The 18447-nt window shown below is 68.3% G+C and carries 16 protein-coding genes and 2 pseudogenes; 11 read left to right on the top strand and 7 right to left on the bottom strand.

From position 1 onward, the window contains the following. Nucleotides 1–694 precede the first annotated feature (694 nt). The 5 genes and pseudogenes from ACFY2Q_RS27850 (at nt 695) to ACFY2Q_RS27830 (ending at nt 3257) form a co-directional block, all read left to right on the top strand. Nucleotides 695–991: a helix-turn-helix domain-containing protein gene (locus ACFY2Q_RS27850; RefSeq protein WP_387135283.1), complete on the top strand. Its 297-nt coding sequence runs from the start codon at nt 695–697 to the stop codon at nt 989–991. Between the two features lie 405 nt (nt 992–1396). After that, nucleotides 1397–1600: a cold-shock protein gene (locus ACFY2Q_RS27845; protein ID WP_282758621.1), complete on the top strand. Its 204-nt coding sequence runs from the start codon at nt 1397–1399 to the stop codon at nt 1598–1600. 256 nt (nt 1601–1856) lie between these two features. Then, the gene (locus ACFY2Q_RS27840; RefSeq protein ID WP_387135280.1) at nt 1857–2138 is read left to right on the top strand and encodes a hypothetical protein; all 282 of its coding nucleotides are present in this window, start codon (nt 1857–1859) and stop codon (nt 2136–2138) included. Continuing rightward, nucleotides 2135–2269 (top strand): annotated as a pseudogene (locus tag ACFY2Q_RS27835) (NUDIX hydrolase); the annotation flags it as partial. The gene ACFY2Q_RS27840 and the pseudogene ACFY2Q_RS27835, both read left to right, overlap by 4 nt. A 76-nt stretch (nt 2270–2345) precedes the next feature. Continuing rightward, on the top strand, nt 2346–3257 hold the full coding sequence (locus ACFY2Q_RS27830; RefSeq protein WP_387135278.1) for a GNAT family N-acetyltransferase: 912 nt from the start codon (nt 2346–2348) through the stop codon (nt 3255–3257). Between the two features lie 426 nt (nt 3258–3683). Here the strand turns inward: ACFY2Q_RS27830 and ACFY2Q_RS27825 are convergent, their stop codons facing one another. Next, nucleotides 3684–5018: an SMI1/KNR4 family protein gene (locus ACFY2Q_RS27825; RefSeq protein WP_387135276.1), complete on the bottom strand. Its 1335-nt coding sequence runs from the start codon at nt 5016–5018 to the stop codon at nt 3684–3686. A 315-nt stretch (nt 5019–5333) separates the two neighbouring features. Here ACFY2Q_RS27825 and ACFY2Q_RS27820 point away from each other — a divergent pair, with 315 nt between their 5' ends. After that, nucleotides 5334–5900 (top strand): nucleotidyltransferase family protein, encoded by a 567-nt coding sequence (locus tag ACFY2Q_RS27820; RefSeq protein ID WP_387135272.1) that lies wholly within the window; start codon nt 5334–5336, stop codon nt 5898–5900. 251 nt (nt 5901–6151) lie between these two features. Here the strand turns inward: ACFY2Q_RS27820 and ACFY2Q_RS27815 are convergent, their stop codons facing one another. The 4 genes and pseudogenes from ACFY2Q_RS27815 to ACFY2Q_RS27800 form a co-directional block, all read right to left on the bottom strand. Then, on the bottom strand, nt 6152–7114 hold the full coding sequence (locus ACFY2Q_RS27815) for an alpha/beta hydrolase (RefSeq protein WP_387135269.1): 963 nt from the start codon (nt 7112–7114) through the stop codon (nt 6152–6154). Between the two features lie 891 nt (nt 7115–8005). Continuing rightward, nucleotides 8006–8676 (bottom strand): annotated as a pseudogene (locus ACFY2Q_RS27810) (nucleotidyl transferase AbiEii/AbiGii toxin family protein). Nucleotides 8677–8678: 2 nt separating this feature from the next. Further along, entirely contained in the window at nt 8679–9245 is a 567-nt protein-coding gene (locus tag ACFY2Q_RS27805; protein WP_387135266.1) for a hypothetical protein, read from the bottom strand. A 97-nt stretch (nt 9246–9342) separates the two neighbouring features. Further along, complete coding sequence (locus tag ACFY2Q_RS27800; protein ID WP_387135263.1) at nt 9343–11691, bottom strand: DEAD/DEAH box helicase family protein; 2349 nt, start codon at nt 11689–11691, stop codon at nt 9343–9345. A 62-nt stretch (nt 11692–11753) separates the two neighbouring features. Here ACFY2Q_RS27800 and ACFY2Q_RS27795 point away from each other — a divergent pair, with 62 nt between their 5' ends. Together ACFY2Q_RS27795 and ACFY2Q_RS27790 are read left to right on the top strand one after the other, a co-directional pair. Beyond that, nucleotides 11754–12065 (top strand): hypothetical protein, encoded by a 312-nt coding sequence (locus tag ACFY2Q_RS27795; protein WP_387135261.1) that lies wholly within the window; start codon nt 11754–11756, stop codon nt 12063–12065. A gap of 6 nt (nt 12066–12071) precedes the next feature. Further along, entirely contained in the window at nt 12072–13223 is a 1152-nt protein-coding gene (locus tag ACFY2Q_RS27790) for a hypothetical protein (RefSeq protein ID WP_387135258.1), read from the top strand. 57 nt (nt 13224–13280) lie between these two features. On the opposite strand, the gene ACFY2Q_RS27785 is transcribed toward ACFY2Q_RS27790, so the two are convergent. Beyond that, nucleotides 13281–13667, bottom strand: coding sequence for a hypothetical protein (locus tag ACFY2Q_RS27785; RefSeq protein ID WP_387135255.1), 387 nt, complete (start codon nt 13665–13667; stop codon nt 13281–13283). Between the two features lie 709 nt (nt 13668–14376). Between ACFY2Q_RS27785 and ACFY2Q_RS27780 the strand changes: the two genes are divergently transcribed. The 3 genes from ACFY2Q_RS27780 to ACFY2Q_RS27770 all read left to right on the top strand — a co-directional run bounded on the left by ACFY2Q_RS27780 (nt 14377) and on the right by ACFY2Q_RS27770 (nt 17027). Then, on the top strand, nt 14377–15624 hold the full coding sequence (locus ACFY2Q_RS27780; RefSeq protein ID WP_387135253.1) for an IS110 family transposase: 1248 nt from the start codon (nt 14377–14379) through the stop codon (nt 15622–15624). Between the two features lie 522 nt (nt 15625–16146). Further along, entirely contained in the window at nt 16147–16761 is a 615-nt protein-coding gene (locus ACFY2Q_RS27775; protein WP_387135251.1) for a superoxide dismutase, read from the top strand. Between the two features lie 5 nt (nt 16762–16766). Then, entirely contained in the window at nt 16767–17027 is a 261-nt protein-coding gene (locus tag ACFY2Q_RS27770) for a superoxide dismutase (RefSeq protein ID WP_387135250.1), read from the top strand. Nucleotides 17028–17075: 48 nt separating this feature from the next. On the opposite strand, the gene ACFY2Q_RS27765 is transcribed toward ACFY2Q_RS27770, so the two are convergent. Next, a complete protein-coding gene (locus ACFY2Q_RS27765) occupies nt 17076–18338 on the bottom strand; it encodes an ATP-binding protein (protein ID WP_387135248.1) in 1263 nt (420 codons plus the stop codon). Nucleotides 18339–18447: the final 109 nt, after the last annotated feature.

The raw sequence follows: 18447 nt of genomic DNA, 5'->3' as shown, positions 1-18447 counted from the left end.
CCGACCCCACCTCGTCGATCATGATGCATCTCGACTTCATGGTCGTGGACCGAGGGGCCGCGGAGGCCCGATGATCATGGCGGCGTGCTGGCAGACACCGGCCGGGCACGCCGGCGACCCTGACGACGGCCGACCAAAAAATCTAGGCTGGAACGACTAGACATCCTCGGTGGTGTGGCATACTCTTCTTCAAGTCGAGAGAGAAGATCCGTCAAGACGCAGGCGGGCCGCCCGGACGTGAGGTCACGACGGACGGCGAGAAGCGGGATTCGTTCCGCAAGAACGGCAGTGAAAGCACGTCAGCCCCAACGCGTGATGCGTGATGGGGCACGCAGGTGGGGCCGAGGCTTGCTCAGGGCTCCAGCTGATTGTTCGCCGCACGTGTCGGGGCCATGAAGTGGCGTGGGCTCCGATGCCGGCAGACCGTACGACCGCAAGGGAAGAAGCAGAGGAAAGGGAGGGCAAGTACACCGTTGGATCGCCCGCCAACAGCCGTCATTCCAGGCTCGGCGGACACCGCAGTTTCCATCGAACGAGAGGTGGTCTCCGGTCACGCATATGCGATCCTCGCACCCTGAGCCTTCAGTGGCTGGTGCGGATACGACAAGCCGACGTTCCTGTCGGCAGATGGTGTTCTGACCCGTAACCCTGGGCCCCGGCGCTTATGCGCCGGGGCCCTCGACGTGGAGGTGAGATGGGGCGAAACCCCGACGACATGTTCGGCGACGAGAACACTCCGGCCTACACCATCGGTCAGGCCGCAGAGATGCTCGGCACCACGCAGGACTTCCTGCGCCGCCTGGACGAGGCCAGGCTGATCAACCCGCACCGCTCGGCCGGCGGGCACCGCCGCTACTCCCGCTACCAGTTGCGTCTGGCCGCCCGCGCCCGCGAGATGGTGGATCAGGGCACCGCCCTGGAAGCCGCCTGCCGGATCGTCATTTTGGAAGACCAGCTCGAGGAGGCCCTACGGCAGAACGAAAAGCGGTAGCGGGGGCCGTCGCCGAGCGCGACGACCGGGACCGTCGACAGGCGGGCGGGCACCGCCCGTCTTACGTCGACCAGCCTGGCGGTCATCAGCCCGACCAGCGCGATTCCGAGGGCTAGGGGCGCTCCGGGTGAGGGTGTCCCCGTTGCCCAGGGATCTGCGGCAGGCGGGCGTGGCAAGCAGGCGAGTGACCAGGTCCACTCACCGCCATGGCCTCAACAGCGGATCATGTGCTAGCGTAACCGAGTTGCAGTTTTGATTTCCGTAGACGTTTTTCGGCGCCTGATGGGTTCATCTGAAACCCGTCTAGGCGCCTTTCGTTTTTCGTGTCGTTTCGACGCGGGTGATCAACGCGGCGGCGTAAGGGTCCGCACAGTGCGGCCTCTGACAGCCTGCGAAGGAGCAGACATGACTACAGGCACCGTGAAGTGGTTCAACGCCGACAAGGGCTTCGGCTTCATCACCCCGGACGGCGGCGGCGCCGACGTCTTCGCCCACTTCTCCGCGATCTCGGCGAGCGGTTTCCGCAGCCTCGACGAGAACCAGAAGGTGGAGTTCGACATCACCCAGGGCCAGAAGGGCCCGCAGGCGGAGAACATCCGCCCGCTCTGATCCACGTTTTGTGAACGGCGGCCCGACTGGTTCAGCGGGCCGCCGTTCGGCGTTCCATGCGCATGCCACGGCATCGCGAAAACCGCCCGATCGGCAGAAGAACGACCAGTTCGGTGTGGAGCCAGCTCGGCATTGCCCCCACGTGTTCTCCTTCAGGTGGAGCACACCATGGTCGGACTCGACGCCTTACGTCCCGGTGACTGTGAGACAGCCGGGACCTGGGGAGCACGGCGTACATACTGAAGGGTTGATGACTATGACAACGACATACTCGGGTCCTGCGAGGCTGATCCTGGTTGACGGCGCCTGCATCTCCGGCATGGTCTCCCTCAGCACCAACCAGCGCGGAGGACTTAACGGCTGGAGCGGCACGTTCCGTCCGGACGAGATCACGACAGACCTCCGCGACACAGTCGAAGAGCTGCAGTTGGAGCTGCCCTACGATCGGTTGGGGACTGTCGCCGTCACAGGCGTACGCAAGCTACTCGCCACGCAGGTGTTGGTGTCGTTGGAAGGCCGCGGACCCGCACCATTCTGACGACCTCCAGCGAGTCGCGTCAGGTCCGCTGGGTTAACCCCGCCCAGCTCAACCACTTGGACATCCATCCCTCGATGCGGCTGCGTATCGACCACGCCCTCAAGGAACGGGCAACGCCGTACATCGGTTGAGCAATGAGGGGCGTGTCCCCTTCATGACGCAGAAAACCCCGTGCCCATGGCCCGTGGCGACGGTTAGGTTGCGCAGATGAGCGCAACCTCGGTAGCCGCGCCGCGCCTGCAGTTCTGCACGACCCCGACCGAGTTCCTCGCGGTAGCTGGCGACCATCTGGCCGCCGACCCGGTAGTCAGCACGGTCGTGACCACCGTCGCGCACCGGCTGCTGGCGCAGCAAACCGATGGAATCGCGCAGCCCGACCGCAATTGGTGGTTGGTGGTTAGGGGTGCATCCGGCACGGTCGTCGGTGCCGGTATGCGAGCAGCGCCGTTCGCACCCTATCCGCCGTTCCTGCTGCCGATGCCCGACGAGGCAGCCGTGGCCCTGGCCTACGCTCTGCACGAGCGCGGGGAGGAGGTCCTTGCGGTCAACGGGGCCGTTCCTGCCGTTGCGCTGTGCGCCGCCGAGTTGACCCGGCTCGGCGGGGGCAGGGTCCAGGTCAACCAGCACACGCGGCTGCACGAGCTCGGCGAGCTGACTCATCCGGCGGCAGTGCCTGGCAGCCTGGAGCTAGCGGTCGAGAAGGACGTCGAGCTGGTCATGAAGTGGTTCGGCGAGTTCGTGGGCGACGCTGACGAACAGGCGGGCCGCCGACGCGGTACCAGCGCACATGAGCTGCCCGACCGTGCGGAATTGCTGCGCCGGCTGCGGGCCGGGCATCTGTGGTTCTGGGTCGACGGGACTGGAGAGCGAGTGCACCTAACCGGTGCCAACCCCCCATCGTTCGGGGTCGCGCGCATCGGCCCGGTGTACACGCCGCCAGCCCAGCGCGGGCGTGGATGGGCCAGCAACGCGGTTGCCGAGGTTTCCCGGCGGATCCAGGCCGACGGTGCGCGGGTGTGCCTGTACACCGACCAAGCAAACCCGACCTCGAACAAAATCTACGCCGCTCTTGGCTACCGGCCGGTGGTAGACATGGCCAACCTCGTCATCGTCCGCTGACGGGAATGGGGCGCACGGAGGATGTCATGGTCGACCACTGCCTGCCACCGTGGCGAGAGAGGCAATTTTCATCACCAATGGACTCATAACCTGCGCGCCTGGTGCATCCATGGGATTTCAATAGCCTGTCCATGAGCAGGAGCGTTGCGGGTCCTGCGTGTGCAGGCTTATCGCTTCTTGCGGCGTCCCTTCCGTAGGGCCGCCTCGGCTTCCTGGCGTCGACGTGGCGACGGGCGACGCCGATCGGGCGACCGGCCGCGTCGTCTGACCGTCCGCGACCATCAGCTGCTGCGGCGGCTTCTCGGTTGGGGCTGCCGACCATTAGGGCCGTGTGAACAGCGACGTGATTGGGGTGCTCAGCCGGATCCCGCTGCCGTCCTCGTCGGCCCCGCGGTCCGGCTGGTGTTCGCCTGACCGGGCCGGCGATTAGGGCTGCATTGCAATGTCGAACACCTGGATCGGTTCCTGCTTCCAGGCCGCCAGCAGACCGTTGACCACCTCGACCGTGTCTGTCCAGCCGGCACGGCCACTCAGGCCGGCAGCCAGCAGGCTCGGCGGGACCTGCCCGGCACGCAGCAGTTGCTGCCAGCCCGCGACGTCGAGCCGCAGGTATTCCAGCGCGGGCAGCTCGCTGACGGCCGGAAGATTGGCGACGACGGCGGATTCGGTGACCACAGTGCGCAGCCGACGGTGGCCGGCCAGCGCGGACAGGTCAGCGGGCGCCTTTCCGGCCCTGACGTACAGCACCTCGGTCTCCGGCCGGACATCGGCGAGCGTCTTGCTGCTGCGCGATCCGACCCGTACGAGCAGCCCGCCTTCCGGACCCAGGTTCGCCAGGGTGGCGGGCCGCTCGGTGAGCAGCTCAGTCAGCGAGGACGCCAGCCAGCGGGCGCCAGCCGACTCTTCGTGGTCGACGAACAGCACCTGGCCGAACGTCCCCTGCGGCCCGGGGGCGAGGTCGATGACGTAGAGGTTGCCGCCGCCGTCGTCTCCGACGACGAACCATGCCGGCGAGGCCGCCAGCGGCTGCACCCTGCCGTGCGGGTCGGGTGCGACGACCTCGGTCGCGCCGTACGTCCAGGACAGGTATCGGGCCTGCGGTTCCAGGTAGGCTCGGACGGCGGCGTCGGCCAGCGGCACGATTCGCATTCCATAGAAGCGTTCCTGGTCGGCGGGCTGCAGGACTAGGGTGCCCTCGGCTGCGGTGAGATACAGCGCTCGGACGTCGTCAGGCAGCGCTACGCCGAGATCCGCCTCCGCCCCGGCCACCTCCGACGGGGCGGCCGGCCGTGCGTCCGGCAGCAGATGTCGGACCAGCGCGGTGACGGTGGCCGCGTCGGCGCCGGCGGAAACGGCCACGTCGTAGCGGATCGGCTTGCGGCGGTACGGCTCCGGGTGTGCTCCGGCGACCAGGTGCACGTTCTGCAGCAGATCGCTGCCCATGCCGAACGAAACCTGCGGCGCGCTCGGGACGATGCTCACTACCGCCGCCCCGGAGCGGGTCGTGACGCCGCGCACCGCGACTGCCTGCCCGCCGGTCAGCCCGGCCAGCGATCTGAGCATGTCCGTCGGCCGCTCACCTCGCTCCAGGCCCAGCCCGTGGAGGCGGTGGTCGCCGTCGTAGGTGATCGATCCGCCGAACGTGCCCGGGGCCACCGTGCCGCGGAACTCGGCCTCCGCCGCCTCGGGGGGCAAGCTGCTGCGCAGCGCGGTGACGAACGGACGCCAGGTACCGGCCTGAAGCAACGTAGCGTCGATCATCGCCTGATCGTAGGCATCGGGTCGGACAACCCGGGTCGCGAGACTGCGCCCTCGCGCCCTCGTAGCTCAGGGGATCGCTTGCAGGAGATCAGCAGACCACGCCCTTCGTCCTCGGTGGCCCTGACCGGCTGAGGAGCGACCTGCGGGCGAGGTCAGTCTGCTGGCGGGGCGGGAGCCTGCCACAGGGCACTGACCGGCATGGCGCGGAGTCTGCCGCCGAACGGCAGCGTGGAGTCCTGCAGTCGGGCCAAGGCGCCCTCGTGGGCCGGTTGTTCGACTGACCAGGAATCCCAACAGCGACAACCGGGGGAACCGATGCGGGAAGAGGAACTGCGGGACCTGGTCCAGCGCAGCCCGTGGCTGATGCGGGCGCTGGGCGTCGTCCGGGACTCCGGACTGCCGGACGCCTGGATCGGAGGGGGAGCCATTCGCGACCTGGTCTGGAGCGAGCGGTACGGCGACGGTTTCGACCCGTCGTCGGTGCGTGACGTCGACGTCGTCTTCCTCGACGTGGCGGACCTGAGCCGCGACAACGACGACCGGGCCACCCGGCGGCTGGTGGCGGCCTGGCCGGAGCCGCCGGGGGAGGCAAAGAACCAGGCGGCCGTCCACACCTGGTATTCGGCGAAGTTCGGCAGCGACCGGGTAGTCCGGTTACGCACCGTCGCCGACGCGGTCGCCACCTGGCCCGAGTACGCCACTGCCGTCGCCGTACTCCACGTGCATGAGCAGATCACGGTATGCGCGCCGCACGGCCTCGACGACCTGCTCGACGGGGTGTGGCGACGCAACCCGACCAGGGTCAGCGCGGAGACCTCCCGGCAACGACTCGCCCGTCACCGCCCCACCGAACGTTGGCCCGGTGTCCGCATCGTGACGTGAGCCGGCGTTCGAAGCCCGCTGCCCGGGCCCCCTGCTGATCGCAGGGGGCCCATCGTCGCGGCCATGAGCGCGATGGGTTCCCTTCCACCGGCTGCGGCGGCCGCGTACGCCTGTCGAAGTCCAGGCGCTGCCGCGGCCGTCGCCAATCGGGTTTGTGCACTGACGTAAAGGTCCTTGCATACCGACGTGAGATCCCGGTGGTCAGCCGGGTAGCGCCGTCGAGGAGCGGGACAGCGTGAACCGCTGCTCGGTCATCCGATCCGGGTGTGGATGAGGTCGGCCAGTTCCTCGGTCGCCTGGTGGCACGCCTTGGAGTAGCGGGTGAACTGCGGGAACCCGTGCGTCAGGTCGGGGTTGTGGACGTAGGTGAGGTCGTTTCCGGCCGCCGCGAGCTTGCGCGCGTAGGCGTGGCCGACGTCGCGCAGCGGGTCGAAGCCGTTGGTGACCAGGATCGTGGGCGGCAGGTCCGCGTGCGAGGGCGCGTTCATCGGGGTGATGTACGGGTCGCGGCCGTCGTCGGTGTTCTTGAGGTAGTTGCGGACCATCTCATAGATGCCGTTGGTCTCCAGGTACAGGCCGCTGCGGTTCTCGCTGCCGGCGAGCGTGTCGCCGGGGAACGCGGCCTCGGGGAACAGCGGGACCTGCAGCGCCAGCTGCGGGCCGCCTTCGTCGCGCAGCTTCAGCGCGACGACGCACGTCATGTTGCCGCCGGCCGAGTCGCCGCCCAGCGCGATCTTCGCTGGGTCCACCCCTTGCTCGGCGGCATGGTCGAAGAGCCAGCGGACGAAGTACTCGATCTCCTCGATCTGTACCGGGTACTTCGCCTCCGGCGCGAGCTGGTAGTCCACGACGTAGGTGGCGATTCCGGCGCGCTCGGCGATGACCCGCATCGCGCTTTCGAACTCGTCCAGGATGCCGTAGGTGAAGCCGCCGCCGTGGATATAGATCAGGGCTCCGATGGGGTCGCTGGTCGGGTGCGTCGGCGTGTGCCGGCGCACGGTCAGCGACCCGTGCGGGCCGGGCAGCACCAGGGTGTCGACCGCTCCGATGGGCGGCCATGGGCCCTTGCCCAACACGGCGTGATCCCGTCGACCCTGGGCGATCGACACGTCAGCGCCGAGCGTGGGACCGGTCGGCAACCAGGCGGCGAGCTCAGGGTCCAGGCTGCCCCGGCCAACGGACTCCGGAATCGAAGTTCGGTCGTATACAGGCATAAGCCCTCCAGTTGTTTGTCCTTCGAGCGGTCCTATAGACGATGCCCGGCCGAGACCGCACCTACCGGCCGAACGCCCTGCTCACCCGTAGCCTCCACAGGTACCGCCAACCCATGCAGTGTCAGCCGGCCACGGGTGACCCCACATCACCCGGGTCGGATTACGGGCGTGGCCGGCCCGGCGCCGCTCCGGCTATCCGCTCTTTGGCATGTGCGGATGCTTGGGTGACCGTCATAGTCAAATCGCGGCGGTCCGAGCGACCCAGGGGTGAGCGCTCCCCGGTCTCCGACGGCGGCGCCGACTGTGGGCATGCGGACGGAACGTCGTTGATCTTCGATGATGTGCGCGGTGTGTGCTCTCCAGCGGAAGCCAACCCGGGTGAACCGGTGCCAACGCGGATCATCGCGGGCCTACCGCCGGTCGCAAACCGGGTTTCGTGTGCTCCAGGTGTGGTCCTGGGCTGGGAGAACCGGGAGGCGGGTGACGTGGGTGAACGTGGGCCACTCCCTGCCACCCCAGGTGAACCCCAAGGTCGCTAGACTGGGCCCTCGCGCCCTCGTAGCTCAGGGGATAGAGCATCGGTTTCCTAAGACGACGCTCTATCCGTACCCATAGGTTAATGACCTGCGGGTTCCTATTTCGTTTTCAGATTAGTGGGTTGTACGCGCCCGTTGCTGTGCTCGCTTGCCGAAGATCAGCAGAACAGGCGTAAGTCCTGCTCGGGACACGCTGCCATGGGAGCAGCGTGGAGAACGGAGACCGCGATCGGTGTCCCCGATGCGTGTGGCGCGGCGCAGAGAACCGTTTCGCCGAGCACCAACGGAGCACCGTCGCGGCCGGTGATCGGCGGCGGCTTCCTACGCGGATTCCTCCTTACCGGGCGCTGCGTGATCAGCTGGCGGAGCCGTCAGGTCGCGGGGGTTCCTCTTCGCTGAGTAGTTCGCGGCGCCATTCGGCGAATCGGCTTCGGAGATCGTCCAGCGCTGGGCCGGTGACGCCGTACTGGGCGAAGTCGTCGGGATCGAGCTGGGTGGCTTGTCCGAGGGCGTCGGCGAAGATGCGCGGGTCGAAGCCACGGTCGGCGCGCTGGGCGAGGGTGAGGAGGGCGTCGCGGGTGTAGCGTCCGGATTGGAGCGTGGCGTCGATGTCGATGAAGTCCCGGGCGAACGCTCGCCCGTAGAGTGCGCTCATCTTGTTCGCGACCGCGTCGTCGGGGTGTAGGACCGGTCCGATCGCCATGAGGATCGGTTCGTTGCGCGCCAGTCCACGCCGAGTTCGACCTTGGAGATCCGTACACCGTCGGTGACGGTCAGCCGGGCGAACGTGTCGTACTGCCGCTCGGTCTCGACGGTGAGGCCGTCGTTGCGGTAGGCGTGCACGACGGCGGTGACCGCGGCGGTGAACTCGTCGCGGCGGTCCCAGGCGGTGAACAGGTCGACGTCCTCGCTGGGCCGCTCGATGAGCCCGGCGGCCTGGACCGCGTAGCCGCCGGCCAGCGCGAAGCCGTATCGATCGGCCGCCGCGAGCCCGGTACGGGCGAGGCGTTCGTGGAAGGGATCCACCGCTACGCCGCGTTGCTGCGGGTCGCGGCGAGTTCGGGGAAGGCATCCTCCCAGCGCTGGCGGAGCTGGGGTGGCAGCCAGAGGGTGGGCCAGAGCCGCCGGAGGAGTTCGGCGTCAAGCCAGGTGTTGAGATCTTCGACCGTGCTGGCTTCGGTGAGCACCACCTTGTACATGCTGGCCAGACGTGCAGCCCGGTCAAGGTCGTACTCGGCGTGCCCGGACCAGTCGAGATGACGCGGAAGCGTCACCGTGCCCTCGGTCGGGCCGTGCAGATCGGCGAGGGTTTCGGCAACCACGTAGGGCTTCCGGTCCCCGTAGGGCCGGTAGTCCGCCGGCGGTCGGGGTGATGTGCGGCGCCGGCTGATGTTGGTCGCCCTCCGGACTTCGGGTCGGAGCGCCTGCCGGATCGTCTCCCGGCTGTACCCGGTGACCCGCTGCAGATCCACCGGCCGCCAGCCGGCCGCGTGAAACGCCCGCAACTGCTCGTCCCGCTCGGTCAACGCGGCCGCGCGCGTCGCCTCGTACCGGGAAACAACCCCATGCAGCTCATCCTCGGAGAACTGGCTCATGCTCGTCAGCCTACTACGCTAGGCCAAGCACGCTTGGCTCTTCGTCATCCCCGGGGCAACTGGGCGGACCAGGCATGGTGATCGGGATCGGATGAACTCATGTTCTCGTGAAGCCGAGGGCCCGGTATCCGGGCATGCGGCGTGGGAGTGAGGCGGCGAGGATGGGTGTGGCTGGGTCGTGGTAGTCGTGGACCTCGGCAAGGTCCTTGCCGGGTGCGGCGCGGATGACGCGGCCGGCGCATTGGACGAGTAGGCCGTCGTAGGAGATCGGGCCGGCGAGGAAGAGGGTGTCGAGGGCGGGGGCGTCGAAGCCTTCACCGATGAACGGTGTGGTGCCGATGACGAGCAGGCCGTCGCCGGCCTTCGCGCCGTCGAGCCGGTCAACGATGATCCGCCGCTCGCGGGTACTCATCGCGCCTTGGAGCACGAGCGGCTGGTGTCCGCGTGCGGCGAGCAGAGCGGTGAGTGCCTCGACCTGGGCGACCCGTCGGGTCAGGACGAGACAGTTGCGGCCGCGGGTCAGGGCCGCGGCGACGTCATCGGCGATCTGGGCATTGCGGAGCTCGTCGAGGGCCAGCCTTCGGTGGACCTCGGCGAGCGCGCCAGGCGCGTCCAGGTCGACGTCGCCGGGCTGGAAGGTGGTTTCGTGGATGTGCAGCGCTCGACGGGGTCCGGCGTCGGCGTGCATCGCTGCCGCGAGGGTGCCTTGTTCCTCGTCGGTCAGGGTGTGGCGGACGGGTCCGAGTTGCCAGGTGACGAGTTGGCCGAGGCCGTCGCGTCGGGTGGGGGTGGCGGTGAGGCCGAGCCAGAACTGCGCGGCGATCCGTTTGACCGAGTGCTCGTAGGCTGCGGCGCCGAGGTGGTGGCATTCATCGACGATGACGTGCCCGTACCCCTGGGTCAGGGTGGCGACGTCGTCACGCCGGGCGAGGGAGGGCAGCAGCGCGATGTCCACCGTGCCGGTGAGCTTGCGTCGGCCGCCGCCGAGTTGGCCGGGCTTGATGTCGAGGAACTGTTGGATGCGGGTGCGCCACTGGTCGGCGAGGGCTTTGCGGTCGACGAGGACAAGGGTGGAGGTGTTGCGTTCGGCGATCACGGCGCAGGCCATGACGGTCTTGCCGGAACCGGGTGGAGCGACCAGGATCCCGTCGTCGTGGGCGAGAAGCGCGCCGACCGCGTCGGCCTGCCTGCTGGTGAGTTCGGCGGTGAACGCGGTGTCGATCTCGGTCCCGGAGTTTCGTGCATCCGTGACGGCCAGTCGTGACCCGGCGCGCTCGACAATCGTGGCGATGGTGTGCCGCAGGCCCCGCGGGAGGACCAGGCGGTCATCGAGGGTGAAGTCGTAGCCCTGGATGAAGCGTGGGGTGTCCCAGGTGGACTTGCGGAGTCGCTGCAACTCGTAGAATTTCGGGTTGGCCATGGCGGCGGCGTGCTTGAATGTCGCCAGCGCGGCGGGGGTGAGCTGCCTGGCGTCGATGCTCAGCCCGGCACCGGCCTCCGCGTGGACCACCGGAGGAAGCGGTGGATGGACCTGGGTCGCGGCGGACCGGCTCATCGTGGCGAGGTCAGCACCGGTGACGGCTTGCTTCGCTTGCCGGGCGATCCGTTCGGCGTCGCCGGGGCTGAGCCGGTCCAGCGTCGACAGGAACGCCCACTGGTCCGCGTGCGGCTCGAGGGTGCCGAGGTCGAGGAAGGTGGTCAGTCCGTCCTTGCGGCGGCGGCCCTGTAGCGGTGCGGCGATGAGGTTGCCGAAGCCACCTTCGGGCAGGACGTCCTGGTTGGGGAAGAGCCGGTCGTACGAGCGCAGGTCCATTGACCCGCGCAGCACCATCGCCTCACGGAGAAGAGCGGTGCCGACGGCGCGCGCGGTGGCCGCGGGAACAGCGCCGGTGAAGAAGACCCACACGTGGGCGCCGCGACCCGACTGGGAGATCTCCAACGCGGCGGGCACCGTGCTGGCTCGTGCCGCCTTCACGTAGGCGAGGGCGTCGAGCATCGCCGTTGGCCCGTCGAAGTCGGCCACGACGAAGTGGCAGGTGTTGCCGGGCATCAGCGGGTAGAGGCCCATGAACACGTCGCCGACCAGATGCGCCGCGACGACCTCCGCCGTCCGGGGCAGGTAGGCGGCACCGCGCCGGCCCATACCTTTACGCCAACCCCCGGCGACCGCGGGCATCCACCCGGCGGCGCCGGTACGGGCGTTGTCCCACCGCACGGCGTACACGTCGGCCCGGGCCCGGAACCGGTCGGCGAACAACGCCAGCTTGTCCCGAGTCGGCGAAGCCATGGTGACCAGCCCCGGTTGCTCAACCGGCGCGGACAACTGCTCCGGTGCCGCAGTCGTGTCCTGGCCGCGCAACTCCAGCAGGCGCGCCAGCCGGGCGTTCTCCGCCCGTAACCGCTCCACCTCCCGCCGAAGATCGACGAACTCGGCCACCGAACCCATGCCGACCATCCTCGCGCATCGGGCTCCGCGCACCTCGACCACCGGTCCGCTATCCTCCGCCGATGGCATCGAAGGGCAACGCCGCGCTGGAGGCGATGATCGAGGAAGCCACCGTCGACGCGTACAGCGACGACGAACAGCTCACCGGCCTGTTCGCCATGATCGAGGAGCATCTGACGGTGCCGTTTACCACCACCGTCCTCGGCGTCGAGGTCACCGTGCGCAAGATAGACCTGACCGCCGACACCATCGTCGCGCTCTGCACCCGTGGCCGCCACCGGCAGAAGATCGACCTCCTCGACCTACCGCTACCCACCCTCGCGCCGGACGGCACCGCGTGGATCGACGCCTACCGGCACTGGGCCGGACGGTAGGCCACGATGAGCGAGTACCAGTACTACGAGTTCACCGCCGTCGACCGGCCCCTCACGGGTCGGGAGCGAGCCGAGCTGCGGTCACTGTCCACCCGAGCCGACATCACCGCCACCAGCTTCGTCAACACCTACGAATGGGGCAACTTCAAGGGCGACCCGCGAAAGCTGATGGAACGGTACTTCGATGCGCACCTGTACCTGGCGAACTGGGGCACCCGCCAGCTCATGCTGCGGCTACCGAAACAGGTGCTCGACCCCGCCACGGTCGCCCAGTACTGCCAGGGCGACCGTGCGTCCGCCTGGATCGCCGGCAAACACGTCATCATCGACCTCCACGACGAGGACGAGGACGGCAGCTACGAGTGGGACCTCGACGGTCATGGTCTGCTCGCCTCGATCATTCCGGTCCGGGCCGGCCTCGCCGCCGGCGACCTGCGCCTGCTGTACCTGGCCTGGCTGCGCTGCGTACAGTCCGAGGACGTCGCCGACGACGAGCCCGAACCGCCCGTACCCGCCGGACTGGGCACCCTCGACGCGCCCCTCACCGCCGTCGCCGAGTTCCTGCGCATCGACCCCGACCTGATCGTGGCCGCAGCGGCCGGGTCGGCGCCGTCCACGTCCGGCGAACCGACCGCTGCGCAACTACGCGCCTGGGTCGTCCAGCTACCCGTCCGGGACAAGGACGCCATTCTGACCAGCCTGATCACCGGCGGCGACAGCCACCTACGCAGCCAACTGCTGCGCCGCTACCGCGACGCGCACCGCACCGACGCGCCCACCGCGGTAGCCGCTCGCACCGCCGGGGAACTGCTCGCCACCGCCGCGGACCTGCGCGCCGAACGGGAACGCCGCGACGCCGAGCAGCGCCAACGCGACCAGGCTCGCCAGGAACGGTCCGCCGCAGCAGCCCGGCAACGGCACCTCGACACCCTCGCAGTCGACCAACCCGCCGCCTGGCAGCAGGTCGACGAACTCATCGCCACAAAGAAACCCCGCGAGTACGACACCGCCGTCCAACTCCTCGTCGACCTGCGCGACCTCGGCGAACGCGACGGAGACACCTCATCGTTCCGACACCGGCTGGCCGAGCTACGGGCGGTGCACGCCCGCAAGCCCAGCCTGCTCGAACGCCTCAACCTCGCAGGCCTCGACACCTGACGCACGGTTCGCCGCCCGATATCAGCCGCCGTATATGACCGCCAAGCAGTACCCGGATCAGTGGTTGAGGTCGGCCCACTGCGCCTGTGTCAGCAGGCCCTCATGCTCCAGCCGGTGGGCGATCTTGGTCTTCGTGGCCGCATCCAGCGTCTCAGGTAGATCCTCGAACGAGGCGGGCAGGACATCCAGCAGGGAAAAGATCTGCTGACCGTCTCGCACCGTCAAAAGCAGCAGGCACCGCCAGTGCGGCGAAGACTCAGGCCGGTGCCCCAACCGGTGCACCAGTACCGGCCACAGATAGTGCACCGCTGTTGGATCGGCGAACTCGGCCAACCACCCTGCCCCGTGATTGCGGTTCAGTCCGTAATGAATCGCCTCGGTGTCGAGCCGGATCAACTCTGACGTGTCGACTGCCTTGATCGTCCGGGGAACACCTGAGCTCACGGCGAGAGTTTCCCATGCGAGAACGAGCCGCCCGACACGCCGATCCCGGCCCGCCAGCCCGCGGACCGGCCAGGACAAAGGTCAATCCTGACCGGCAAGCCTAGGACCCATCAGGAGATCGTCGGGCAATGGCTCATTCGCTCCGCCGAACGCCGGCACGCGTCGGCCTTGTGCTGATCCAACCTCCGAAGTCCGCGGACGATTTCCGTGAGGCCCGTCGCCTGCCCGGCTGCACGCTCCACGCCCGGGGAGCGGGCAGCCTGTCGACGCCGTGTGGAACCTTCGGCCGGCGTTGACACGCGGGTCGCACATCGTGTCCGTGGTGCCGACCAGCGACGGCGGCAGGCTGGCGCTGCCGTGCCCCCGCGGGACCGGGAAGCGGGGATGGCTGTGTGTGTTCCGCCGTGATCGTGGCTGAGCTTCGAGGTGCCACCCGCTCCCGCCTGGCGGGCGCGTTGGTTGAACGGGCGCGGCCCTGGTGGCCGTAGACCCTGATGCCCGGAAGCGGTGGGTATGGCTGCGTGTGTTTCGCCGAGATTGCTTGGCTGGCGGTAGGAGATGCCACCCGCCGCTTCGTCGTCTGCGAGATTCGGTAGACCGCTGATGGAGACCCGCGACCTGCGTTCGCATCGGTAGAAGGTGCCGGCAAACCCGAACCCGCAGACGAGGGCCCGATAGAGACATCCCACTCAGATGAAGGAGCGCCAGGGTGGCGAAGCTGTGGATCGGCGTGGACATCGGCAAGACCCACCACCACGTAGCCGCCGTCGACGGCGACGGCCGGCTGGTCTACTCCCGCCGGGTCGCCAACGACGAGACCTCACTGCTCACCGTCATGGCCGAGGTGTCGACGCACGGGCGGCCGGTCTGCTGGGCGGTCGATGTCACCACCGGCCTATCGGCGCTGCTGCTGACCCTGCTGTGGCGGCGGCAGGTGCAGGTTCGCTATGTCTCCGGCACGGTCGCGTTTCACACGGCTGCTGCGTTCGCCGGGGAGAACAAGACCGACGCCCGCGACGCGGTGGTCATCGCCCAGACCATCCGCATGCGCCCTGACATCCCGATCCTGGAACCCTCCGACCGGCTCCTCGCCGAACTCACCGTCCTGACCGGCTACCGCGCCGACCTCGTCGGCCAGCGTGTCGCCACCCTCTTCCGGTTGCAGGAACTACTCACCGGCATCAGCCCCGCCCTCGAACGGGCCGTGGACCTGAACCGGAAGGCGCCCATGATGGTCCTCGCCTGCTGGCAGACACCGGCCGCGATCCGGCACGCCGGCATCGACCGGATCACCGCCCTGCTCCGCCGCGGACACGTCAAGAACGCCGTCCAGGTCGCCGAGGCGTTGGTCGCCGCCGCCCGGCAGCAAACCGTCACCCTGCCCGGCCAGCGCGCCGCCGCCGTGGTGCTCGGGCAGATGGCCACCGAGATCCTCGCCCTCGAACAACGCATCGCCGCCGTCGACCACCTCATCGCCGACCAACTCGACCAGCACCCCCTCGCGCCGATCATCGGCAGCATGCCCGGCATGGGCAACCTGCTCACCGCCGAACTGCTCGTCCACACCGCCGCCATGACCGAGTACGACAGCCCCGCCAAACTCGCCGCCCACGCCGGCCTGGCACCCGTTTCCCGCGACTCCGGAACGATTTCTGGGAACCATCGGCAGCCCCGCCGCTACCACCGCAGGCTGCGACACATCCTGTGGATGGCCGCATTCACCGCCGCCCGAGAATGCCCCACCTCCCGCGCCTACTACGAGAAAAAACGCGCCGAAGGCAAGAACCACCGCCAAGCCATACTCGCCCTCGCCCGACGACGCGTCGACGTTCTCTGGGCACTCGTACGCGACCGCAAGACCTTCCGTCGGCCGGCACCAGCAATCCGCGCCGCAGCCCAAATCAGCAGCGATCTCTGCCGACGCGGCCCCATCGCACCGGCACTCCACCCTGCCTGACAAGATCAACGGGAGTCACATGGAGACTCCGGGTGTGCTCCTGGGCTGGGCGAACACGGGTCCGGGTGACGTGGGTGAACGTGGGCCACTCCCTGCCACCCCAGGTGAGACCCCAGGTCGCTAGACTAACCACTCGCGCCCCCGTAGCTCAGGGGATAGAGCATCGGTTTCCTAAGACGACGCTCCATTTGTGTCCGCAGGCTGATGACCTGCGGCTTTCTCTTTCCAGGGGTTCTGTGCCCGGTCGCACGTGCGCGCCGCTGTGATCGCCTGCGGAGGCTCAGCGAAGTGCGTAAGTACTGGTCAGCTCTACTTTTCCATCGATCGCTGTGGCGGTCTCCTGCGACGTGCTGCGCCCGGCCCGGCGTCGGGCCGCGCCTCACTTTGGACCGTTCTTATTGCGAAAGCTTGGCAACTACGTAATGCTGGCAACAGTGGGCGGGTGCTCCGGCAACGCGATGATCTGAACCACCGCCGGGGTGCCCCCCAACTCTGCGACGACGATGGTGTGAGGAGTTGCTGGTGGCCGTCTACTCTCTGCCCGACATGCCGTACGACTACGGTGCGCTGGAGCCGGCGATGTCCGGCGAGATCCTGGAGCTGCACCACAGCAAGCACCACGCCGCGTACGTCAAGGGCAGCAACGACGCCCTGGAGCAGCTGGCCGAGGCCCGGGACAAGGGTGACTTCGCGGCGCTGGTCGGGTTGGAGAAGACGTTCGCGTTCAACCTCTCCGGGCACGTACTGCACTCGATCTTCTGGAACAACCTGTCCCCGCACGGCGGCGACCGCCCCGACGGTGAGCTCGCCTCGGCGATCGACGAGCACTTCGGCTCCTTCGACGGCTTCGCCGGCCAGCTCTCCGCGGCTACGAAGAGCGTGCAGGGCTCCGGCTGGGGCGTCCTCGCCTGGGAGCCGCTGGGGCAGCGGCTGATCGTGGAGCAGGTCTACGACCACCACGGCAACGTCGGGCAGGGCTCCACCCCGCTGCTGGTCTTCGACGCCTGGGAGCACGCCTACTACCTGCAGTACCGCAACGTACGCCCGGACTACGTCGATCGGCTGTGGAACCTCGTCGACTGGGCCGACGTGACCGCCCGGTTCGAGGCCGCCCGCGCCGCCGCGCCGAAGCTCTGACCGGCGTGACCGGCCCGCATCCGGTCGCCGCCGACCTCGTGCAGCGCGCCGCCGGAGTCATCGCCGCCCGCCACCGCGGTGACCTCGCCGGCGCGGAGGCGCTGCTGGCCTCGTTCGACACCGACCAGGCCCGCACGCTCGGCTTCTACCTGCTCGCCGACCTCGCCCTCGGACTGGTCCGCGCGCAGACCGGTCAGTCCCTGGACGACCTGGTCCGGGAACTCACCCTGCTCGTCGCCACCACACCACCGCCCTCGCCCGGCTGAGGTGCATGCCCACTCCCCTGACGGCTGGGGAGCGGCTTGCGAGCGAGGTCAGTCTGCTGTCGAGGCGGAAACCTGCCAAAGGGCGCTGACCGGCATTGCGCGGAGTCTGTCGCCGAACGGCAGCGTGGCGGTTCCGGTATAGAGGACGATGCCGACGATGAAGTCGTCGCCGAGGCGGTCGGCGAGTCGGCGTAGGCCGCGGAAGTCGTCGGGTCCGACGGTGGTGGCGGCTTTGACCTCGATCCCGACCACCTGACCAGCTCGGTTCTCGAGCACCGCGTCGACTTCGTACCTGCTCTGGTCGCGGTAGTGGGACAGGTCGACGAGCTGCTCAGACCAGGTGAGCTGCCGGGACAGTTCGGACAGGACAAATGACTCGAGCAGCGGGCCGAACGGTGCGCCCGGCCGGAGCAGTGCCCGGGCGTCGGTCGCGATTTCGTTGGCGGCGATGCCCGAGTCGACGAAGATCAGCTTTGGCGCGGCGGTGGCGCGGGTGCCGAGGTTGCGGGACCAGCCGGGAATCCGTTTGATCAGGAAGGTCTCTTCCAGGGCTTGGAGGTAGCGGGCGATCGTCGGCCGGCTCAGTCCGAGGGTGGATTCGAGGGAGTTGGCGGCGATGATGGTTGCGGATCTGGCCGCTAGCAGGCGTACCAGTTTGCGGAGCTCGGTTTTGTGCTGGATGTCGGACAGCTGTCGGACGTCGCGGTCGATGAGCGCCTGGACGTAGGCGTCGAGGAATCGTTGGCGGCGGCGTGGGTCGGTGCGGGTGGTTGCCTCGGGTAGGCCGCCGCGCGCGATCCTGGCTGCGTAGTCGGCGCGGGTCACGTCCGACTCGTGTCGCAGGTCCGGGCCGAGCGTGAAGACGGCGTCGATGAACCCGTCCAGGGCTCCGTCGAGTTCGCCTTGGGAGAGCGGCCAGAGTTCGACGGTTTCCATCCGGCCGGGCAATGCGTCTGGGGCAGCCACCATGCCGAAGAGGCGAGATGAGCCGGTGAGCAGGTACCGGCCAGGACGGGGATCCTCGTCGACGGATGCTTTGATGGCCAACAGGAGCTCCGGAGCGCGCTGAATCTCGTCGATGACCAGGAGTTCGGAGGAGTCCACGAACCCGACCGGGTCAGCGATCGCCGCCGCCCGGTCCTGAGCTCGATCAAGATCGCGGCGCTCGGCCAGACGATCGCCGGCAACGAGGCGGACCAGAGTGCTCTTGCCCGCTTGGCGTGCTCCGCTGATCAAAACGACGCGGGTGTCCGCCAGAGCGGCATTGACCTGCCCGGCGGCGCGGCGGGGGATCAGGTGCGAGGTGGGCACGGCATCATGATAGCGGGCGTATTTTCGATCTGCGAGGGGTCAATCTTTCAATTTGCGGAACCAGCCGCGTTCGCTATGCGGTGATCTGGTGTTCGATATGCGCGGCCAC

It is taken from the genome of Micromonospora sp. NPDC000316 (assembly GCF_042898885.1).
In the GTDB taxonomy this organism is placed as follows: domain Bacteria; phylum Actinomycetota; class Actinomycetes; order Mycobacteriales; family Micromonosporaceae; genus Micromonospora.
This window is presented reverse-complemented; position numbering and strand designations above follow the sequence as displayed.

Bases quoted from the DNA above. Each gene is read 5' to 3' on its own strand.
- ACFY2Q_RS27790 (WP_387135258.1), top strand. From the start codon at position 12,072: ATGAGCGAGTACCAGTACTACGAGTTCACCGCCGTCGACCGGCCCCTC.
- ACFY2Q_RS27840 (WP_387135280.1), top strand. From the start codon at position 1,857: ATGACAACGACATACTCGGGTCCTGCGAGGCTGATCCTGGTTGACGGC.
- ACFY2Q_RS27820 (WP_387135272.1), top strand. From the start codon at position 5,334: ATGCGGGAAGAGGAACTGCGGGACCTGGTCCAGCGCAGCCCGTGGCTG.
- ACFY2Q_RS27800 (WP_387135263.1), bottom strand. From the start codon at position 11,691: ATGGGTTCGGTGGCCGAGTTCGTCGATCTTCGGCGGGAGGTGGAGCGG.
- ACFY2Q_RS27845 (WP_282758621.1), top strand. From the start codon at position 1,397: ATGACTACAGGCACCGTGAAGTGGTTCAACGCCGACAAGGGCTTCGGC.
- ACFY2Q_RS27850 (WP_387135283.1), top strand. From the start codon at position 695: ATGGGGCGAAACCCCGACGACATGTTCGGCGACGAGAACACTCCGGCC.
- ACFY2Q_RS27815 (WP_387135269.1), bottom strand. From the start codon at position 7,114: ATGCCTGTATACGACCGAACTTCGATTCCGGAGTCCGTTGGCCGGGGC.
- ACFY2Q_RS27830 (WP_387135278.1), top strand. From the start codon at position 2,346: ATGAGCGCAACCTCGGTAGCCGCGCCGCGCCTGCAGTTCTGCACGACC.
- ACFY2Q_RS27805 (WP_387135266.1), bottom strand. From the start codon at position 9,245: ATGAGCCAGTTCTCCGAGGATGAGCTGCATGGGGTTGTTTCCCGGTAC.
- ACFY2Q_RS27825 (WP_387135276.1), bottom strand. From the start codon at position 5,018: ATGATCGACGCTACGTTGCTTCAGGCCGGTACCTGGCGTCCGTTCGTC.
- ACFY2Q_RS27795 (WP_387135261.1), top strand. From the start codon at position 11,754: ATGGCATCGAAGGGCAACGCCGCGCTGGAGGCGATGATCGAGGAAGCC.